Here is a 4,170-nt window from a genome sequence, read left to right on the forward strand (position 1 = left end):
TTGAGCATCATCATTTTTGTGATCGTCTACGGGCGTATGATCGAGATCTACTGCATGGTGAGCCTTGCGCCCATCCCCATGGCGACCTTCGGCAACCACGAGCAGAGCCACATGGGGCAGAACTACCTGAAATGCCTGTTCGCACTGGGCTTTCAGGGCTTTCTCATCCTCATCTGCGTGGCGATTTATGCGGTGCTGATCCAGAGCGTAGCGATTTCCGGGGATGCCATCAACTCCATTTGGAGCATTGTGGGCTACACCGTTTTGCTCTGTTTCAGCCTGTTCAAGACCAGCTCCGTGACGAAATCCGTTCTCGGAGCGCATTAAAGGAGGTGCTTACTTGGCTGCGTATATTTCCGTTCCCCGTGATTTGACCAAGGTCAAATCTAAAGTGGCATTCAACCTGACCAAACGGCAGCTCGTCTGCTTTGGCACAGCGGCTCTCATTGGAGTGCCGCTGTTTTTTGTTCTCCGAGATTCCGGCGGCAACACTGCCGCCACCCTCGGCATGATGGCGGTGATGCTGCCGGCGTTCTTTCTTGGAATGTACGAGAAAAACGGTCAGCCTATGGAAAAGCTGCTGTCGTACTATGTGCAGTCCCGGTTTGTCCGTCCGAAGATTCGCCCCTACAAGACCAACAACTACTATGCGATTTTGATGAAGGGAGGCATGACCCATGATTCCGTTTTGGAAAAAGACCGGTAAGCACAGCAAGCCGCAGTCTGCGCAGAAGCGCAGGCAGAACGCAAAGCCTGCTGTGCCCCGGACCGCCCAGCAGTCCATCCCCATGCAGCGGATGTTTGAGGATGGCACTTGCCGGGTGAAGCCGAACTATTATACTCGGACGATTGCCTATCAGGATATCAATTATCAGTTGGCGCAGCAGGAGGATAAGACTGCGATTTTTGAGGAATGGTGTTCATTCCTCAATTTTTTCGACAGTTCCATCAAGTTTGAACTGTCCTTTGTGAACATGGCAACGGACAGCACCGAGTTTGAAAAGAGCATCCGCATTCCGTTCCAGAAGGACGGTTTCGATGATGTTCGTGCGGAGTATTCCCAGATGCTGCGCCAGCAGCTTGCCAAGGGCAATAATGGTCTGACCAAGACCAAATTCATCACCTTTGGTGTGGAGGGTGAAAGCATGGCGCAGGTCAAGCCCCGGCTCGACCACATCCAAAACGATCTGCTGAACAACTTCCACCGGCTGGGTGTGCAGGCAAAGCCCCTGAATGGTGTCCAGCGGCTGAAACTCATGCACGATATGTTCAACATGGACGGTGCCAGCAAATTTCATTTTGACTGGAAAGACCTCGTAAAAAGTGGGCTTTCGGTGAAGGATGCTATTGCGCCTACCGCCTTTGCCTTCAAAAACTCCCGGACGTTCCAGATGGGCGGCATCTACTGCGCCGCCAGTTTTTTGAGCATCACGGCATCCGACATCAGCGACCAGCTGCTGAAGGACTTTCTGGACATGGATTCGTCCCAGATCGTCACCATGCACATCCAGTCTGTTGACCAGAACCGTGCCATTAAGACCGTGAAGCGCACCATCACCGAACTGGATCGCAGCAAGATCGAGGAACAGAAGAAGGCAATCCGTGCCGGATATGATATTGACATCATTCCGTCGGATTTGGCAACCTACGGCAGAGATGCAAAAGCCCTGCTGAAGGAATTGCAGAGCCAGAACGAGCGGATGTTCCTTGTCACATTTCTGGTGCTGAACACCGGGCGCACGGAGCAGGAGTTGGAAAACAATGTTTTTCAGGCATCCAGTATTGCACAGAAGCACAACTGCAACCTGTGCCGGCTGGATTTCCAGCAGGAGCAGGGGCTGATGAGCAGCCTGCCGCTGGCTGACTGCCAGATCGAAATTCAGCGAGGGCTGACCACAAGCAGCACGGCTATCTTCATCCCGTTCACCACACAGGAACTGTATCAGTCCGGCAAGGAAAGCCTGTATTACGGCCTGAACGCCCTGTCCAACAACTTGATTATGGTGGACCGGAAGAAGCTGAAGAATCCCAATGGTTTGATTCTTGGCACTCCCGGCTCTGGCAAAAGTTTCTCAGCAAAGCGTGAAATTGCCAATGCGTTTCTGGTGACGGACGATGATATTATTGTGAACGATCCCGAAGGCGAATACTCGCCGCTGGTGAATCGTTTGAAGGGTCAGGTCATCAAAATCAGCCCCAACAGCACCCAGTTCATCAACCCCATGGACATCAATGCCAACTACTCCGAGGAAGATAACCCGCTTTCCTTGAAAGCTGACTTTATTCTTTCTTTGTGTGAACTGGTGGTGGGCGGTAAGGAGGGGCTGCTGCCGGTAGAGAAAACCGTCATTGACCGCTGTGTGCATCTGATCTACCGCAAATATTTTGCGAACCCCTGCCCGGAGAATATGCCCATCCTTGAGGATTTGTACAACGCCCTGCTTCAGCAGGACGAGAAGGAAGCCCACCACGTTGCCACCGCACTGGAAATCTATGTGAAAGGCTCCCTGAACCTGTTCAACCATCGCACCAATGTGAACGTCAACAACCGCATCGTCTGCTACGACATCAAGGAACTGGGCAAACAGATGAAGAAACTCGGTATGCTCATTGTGCAGGATCAGGTCTGGGGGCGCGTCACGGCAAACCGCAGCAGCGGAAAGTCCACACGGTATTATATGGACGAGATGCACCTGCTTCTGAAAGAGGAGCAGACTGCGGCGTATTCCGTGGAGATCTGGAAGCGTTTCCGCAAGTGGGGCGGTATTCCCACGGGGCTGACCCAGAACGTGAAAGACCTTCTTTCTTCCCGTGAAGTCGAGAATATTTTCGAGAACAGTGACATGATCATCATGCTGAATCAGGCGGCAGGAGACCGGCAGATCCTCGCAAAGCAGCTCAACATCTCGCCCCATCAGCTTTCCTATGTGACCCACTCCGGCGAGGGCGAAAGGCTGCTGTTTTTCGGCAATGTCATTCTGCCGTTTGTGGACCGTTTCCCCACCGATCTGGAACTCTACCGCATTATGACCACCAAGTTGGGTGAAGTCTCGGAGGGCGCGCAGAAATGAGTGAACCGAAGCTGAACATCAAAGAGGAAACGTCCGCAAAAAAGACCCGTTCTCCCCCGAAAAAAGCCAAGGTAGAGCAGACGGTGCCCAAAAAGAAAAAGCTGAAAACCAATGCTGATAAAGCTGCGGAAAAGGCACAGCATCTGCGGTTTGGCAAGGCGGAACTGACCCCGGACGAGTTGAGCCGGTTGAGTAAGGCGCAGAAGCGGGAGATGTACGCTGCCCATGCCGCCCGGTCTGCGGTGCATCACGAAGTTGACCAGTACGAGGATGAAAACGTCGGTGTGCAGGCGTTGAGCAAGGGCGAAAAAGCGGCCGAGACCACCCACGATATTGCCAAGAGCCGCTATGCCCGGAAGCTGAAAAAGAAAGCCAAGATGCAGGGCAAGAAGGGCACCAAAACCGCAAAATCTTCTGCACGAGAGCCGACTGCGGCACAAGATGCAGGCGCATCCGGCACCGGCGAGGGCGGTTCCAACTGGCTTTCCCGGTGGCGGCAGAAACAGGACATCCGGCAGAGCTACTATGCCGCCACCCGTTCGGGCACGGCGGCGCAGACCGTAGGCGGCAAAGCGGCATCCAATGGTGCATCTACTGCCCGGTCCAGCATGGAACAGGCGGTGGAAAAGGGTAAAACTGCCGTCAGCACTGCCGTGAAAGGGCTGGCGAATGCCGCCAAGGGCAACGCACACGTTCTGGTGATCGTGGGCGTTTTTCTTTTGCTCATCCTCATGGTGATGTCCGGCTTTTCCTCCTGCGGCATCCTCTTTTCCGGCGGTACACAGGTATCCGGGCAGACCATGTACTCTGCCGAGGACCGGGACATCCGGGGCGCAGAACAGGACTACAAGAAACTGGAAAAGGAACTGGACAAAAAGATCAAGCGCACTCCCACCGACCACCCCGGCTACAACGAGTACCAGTACCACCTTGACCCCATCGAGCATGACCCGTGGCAGTTGACCTCTTTTCTCACGACTCTGTATGACGATTATACCCGGTCAGAAGTGCAGGGAAAACTGAAGGAGACCTTCAAAAAGCAGTATAAGCTGACCACATGGGTGGAGGTACAGATACGGTATAAGACCGTGTGGGTCAT

At 53.7% G+C, this 4,170-nt stretch carries 4 protein-coding genes; all 4 read left to right on the top strand.

What is annotated here, in order from left to right; genetic code table 11:
- The coding region (locus tag J3350_RS13750) for a VirB6/TrbL-like conjugal transfer protein, CD1112 family (protein WP_242700302.1) at positions 1 to 327 on the top strand (327 nt) is incomplete at its 5' end.
- Positions 328 to 340: 13 nt separating this feature from the next.
- Positions 341 to 706, top strand: a complete 366-nt coding sequence (locus J3350_RS13755) for a PrgI family protein (RefSeq protein WP_120120580.1) — start codon at positions 341 to 343, stop codon at positions 704 to 706.
- Positions 678 to 3,071 carry a VirB4-like conjugal transfer ATPase, CD1110 family gene (locus J3350_RS13760; RefSeq protein ID WP_207687007.1) on the top strand — a complete coding sequence of 798 codons (2,394 nt, stop codon included), beginning with the start codon at positions 678 to 680 and terminating at the stop codon, positions 3,069 to 3,071. Before J3350_RS13755 ends, J3350_RS13760 begins: the two co-directional genes overlap by 29 nt.
- Positions 3,068 to 4,170, top strand: a 1,103-nt coding sequence (locus tag J3350_RS13765) for a CD1108 family mobile element protein (RefSeq protein ID WP_370569336.1), incomplete at its 3' end; no start/stop codon positions are given. The genes J3350_RS13760 and J3350_RS13765, both read left to right, overlap by 4 nt.

This window comes from Faecalibacterium sp. Marseille-Q3530 (genome assembly GCF_017377625.1).
Classification (GTDB): domain Bacteria; phylum Bacillota; class Clostridia; order Oscillospirales; family Ruminococcaceae; genus Faecalibacterium; species Faecalibacterium prausnitzii_E.

What these genes read in the sequence shown, in the direction of transcription:
- J3350_RS13760 (WP_207687007.1), top strand. Translation starts at nt 678, where the DNA reads ATGATTCCGTTTTGGAAAAAGACCGGTAAGCACAGCAAGCCGCAGTCT.